The sequence below is a fragment of the Micromonospora maritima genome, from assembly GCF_902825405.1.
Lineage (GTDB): Bacteria > Actinomycetota > Actinomycetes > Mycobacteriales > Micromonosporaceae > Micromonospora > Micromonospora maritima.
In genome coordinates this window covers 1-3396 of record NZ_CADEAU010000543.1, presented here as the reverse complement: position 1 = coordinate 3396, position 3396 = coordinate 1, and the positions used below count along the sequence as shown (strand labels likewise).

Sequence of the window (3396 nt, the reverse complement as noted above, 5' to 3'; positions counted from 1 at the left end):
CGCTCTTCCGATCTGGCGGTGCCCGAGCCGCCGTGGCCGGGGCGCATCCCGCCACCGTCCCCGGCCGTGGTGCTGCCCACGCCGGTGCCGGCCGAGGTGCACGACGCGTCCGGCCAGCCGGTCGTGGTGAGCGCCCGGCTGGCGGTCAGCGCACCGCCGGCCCGGTTGACCGTGGGCACCGGCCGGCCGTCCGACATCTCCGGATGGGTCGGCCCGTGGCCGGTGGACGAGCGCTGGTGGGCGCCGGCCGAGGCCCGCCGTCGGGCCCGGTTCCAGGTCTGCCTGGCCGACGGCACCGCCCTGCTGCTCGCGGTCGAGGGCGGGCAGTGGCTGGTGGAGGCCATCTATGACTGAGCGCTTCGCCGGCGTCTGGTGCGCGTCGCGCGGGAGGCGGAAGGATCTTGGTACGAAAGCGCCCCTGTGGGGGCCACTTCGTACCAAGATCTCGGCGAACCGGGGGCGGGGGAGCGCGGAATGAGCTTCCACAACCCGAAGATGCCCTGGTCGAACCTGGAGCAGGTGCTCTCCGGGCGGGCCAAGGGGGAGCGGCACCTGCACGTGGTGGACCCGCTCGCGGTCGACGCCGACGGCGGCGACTCACCGGCCTGGAGCCGCAAGCGCCAGGAATACCGGCCACCGGAGCTGGACCGCCCGGACGGCGTCGTGCCCTACGCGGAGCTGCACGCGCACTCCAACTTCAGCTTCCTCGACGGGGCCAGCCACCCGGAGGAACTGGCCGAGGAGGCGGCCCGGCTCGGGTTGACCGCGCTCGCCGTCACCGACCACGACGGCTTCTACGGTGTGGTGCGCTTCGCCGAGGCGGCCCGCGCGCTGCGGCTACCGACGATCTTCGGGGCGGAGCTGTCCCTCGGGCTGCCCGGCCCGCAGAACGGCGAGCCCGACCCGCTCGGCCGGCACCTGCTGGTGCTCGCGCACGGCCACGAGGGATACGCGCGCCTGGCCGCCACCGTCTCCCGGGCCCAGCTGCGCGGCGGGGAGAAGGGCCGCCCGGTCTACGGGGAGCTGGAGGAGCTCGCCGCCGAGCTGCGCGACCACGTGCTGGTGCTCACCGGCTGCCGCAAGGGGCACGTGCCCGCCGCGCTGCTCACCGAGGGCGTCGACGCGGCGGCCCGCGAACTGGACCGGCTCACCGCGTTGTTCGGCGCGGAGACGGTGGCGGTGGAGCTGACCGACCACGGCCACCCGGTCGACGCCGACCGCAACGACGCGCTCGCCGAGCTGGCCGCCGCGGCCGGGCTGCCCACCGTGGCCACCAACAACGTGCACTACGCCACCCCGGGCCGGCGGCGGCTGGCCACCACGGTGGCGGCGGTCCGGGCCCGGCGCAGCCTCGACGAGATCGACGGCTGGCTGCCCGCCGCGGCCACCGCCCACCTGCGCAGCGGAGCGGAGATGGCGGCACGGTTCGCCGCGTACCCCGGTGCGGTGGCGCGGGCCGCCGAGTTCGGCGCGGAACTCGCCTTCGACCTGCACCTGGTCGCGCCGCAGCTGCCGGCGTACCCGGTGCCGGCCGGGCACACCGAGATGAGCTGGCTGCGCCGGCTGACCATGGACGGCGCCCGCGAGCGCTACGGCCCGCCCGAGGCGCACCCGGAGGCGTACGCGCAGCTGGAACACGAACTGCGGATGATCGAAGACCTCGGTTTCCCCGGCTACTTCCTGGTGGTCTACGACATCGTCGCGTTCTGCCGCGCGCAGGACATCTACTGCCAGGGGCGGGGGTCGGCGGCCAACTCGGCGGTCTGCTACGCGCTGCGCATCACCAACGTGGACGCGGTCCGGCACCGGCTGCTGTTCGAACGCTTCCTCGCCCCCGAGCGCGACGGCCCGCCCGACATCGACGTGGACATCGAGTCCGACCGCCGGGAGGAGGTGATCCAGCACGTCTACGCCCGCTACGGCCGGGAGCACACCGCCCAGGTCGCCAACGTCATCTCCTACCGGCCGCGGTCGGCGGTGCGGGACGTGGCCAAGGCGTTCGGCTTCTCACCCGGCCAGCAGGACGCCTGGAGCAAGCAGATCGACAGGTGGGGTTCGGTCGCCGCGGTCGACGTGGCGGGCATCCCGGAGCAGGTGGTCGCGTACGCCAACGAGCTGCAGACGTTCCCCCGGCACCTGGGCATCCACTCCGGCGGCATGGTGATCTGCGACCGGCCGGTGATCGAGGTGTGCCCGGTGGAGTGGGGCCGGATGCCCGGGCGCAGCGTGCTCCAGTGGGACAAGGACGACTGCGCCGCCGTGGGCCTGGTCAAGTTCGACCTGCTCGGCCTCGGCATGCTGTCCGCGCTGCACTACGGCTACGACATGATCGGGATGAGCCTGGACCTCGGCGACATGACGTTGGACGACCCCGAGGTCTACGACATGCTCTGCCGGGCCGACTCGGTCGGGGTGTTCCAGGTGGAGAGCCGGGCCCAGATGGCCACGCTGCCCCGGCTCAAGCCGCGCGAGTTCTACGACCTCGTGGTGGAGGTGGCGCTGATCCGGCCCGGCCCGATCCAGGGCGGCTCGGTGCACCCGTACATCAGGCGCAAGAACGGCCAGGAGCCGGTGACGTACGCGCACCCGCTGATGCGCAACGCGCTGGAGAAGACGCTCGGTGTGCCGCTGTTCCAGGAGCAGCTCATGCAGCTCGCCATCGACCTGGCCGGGTTCGACGCGGCCGGCGCCGACCAGCTGCGCCGGGCCATGGGGGCGAAGCGGTCGGTGGAGCGGATGGCGCAGATCGCCGACCGGCTCTACGCCGGGATGGCCGAGCGGGGCATCAGCGGCGAACTGGCCGACGACGTCTACCGCAAGCTCACCGCGTTCGCCAGCTACGGCTTCCCGGAGAGCCACGCGATGAGCTTCGCCTACCTGGTGTACGCCAGCTCGTGGCTCAAGCGCTACCACCCGGGCCCGTTCCTGGCCGCACTGCTCAACGCCCAGCCGATGGGCTTCTACTCGCCGCAGACGCTCGCCGACGACGCCCGCCGGCACGGCGTGGAGGTACGCCGGCCGGACATCAACGCCAGCGGCGCCAAGGCGGTGCTGGAGTCGACCCCGCAGACCCGGTGGGGCAGCGTGCCGGGCGAGCCGCCGCACGCCTGGGGACTGGGCGGCCCGGCGGTGCGGCTCGGGCTGGGCAGCGTCCGTACCCTCGGCGAGGACGTGGCCGAGCGGATCGAGGCGGAACGCGACGCGCACGGGCCGTACCGCGACATGCCGGACCTGGCCCGCCGCGTCGGTCTCACCGCCGCGCAGCTGGAGGCGCTGGCCACCGCGGACGCCTTCGCCTGTTTCGGGCTGACCCGGCGGCAGGCCCTCTGGGCCGCCGGCGCGGCGGCCCAGGACCGGCCAGATCGGAAGAGCACACGTCTGAACTCCAGTCACTCA

1 pseudogene is annotated in these 3396 nt (G+C 73.6%); it reads left to right on the top strand.

Annotated elements, in window-relative coordinates:
- Positions 1–354 (top strand): annotated as a pseudogene (locus tag HUW36_RS28715) (DNA polymerase Y family protein); the annotation flags it as partial.
- Between the last annotated feature and the right edge of the window lie 3042 nt (positions 355–3396).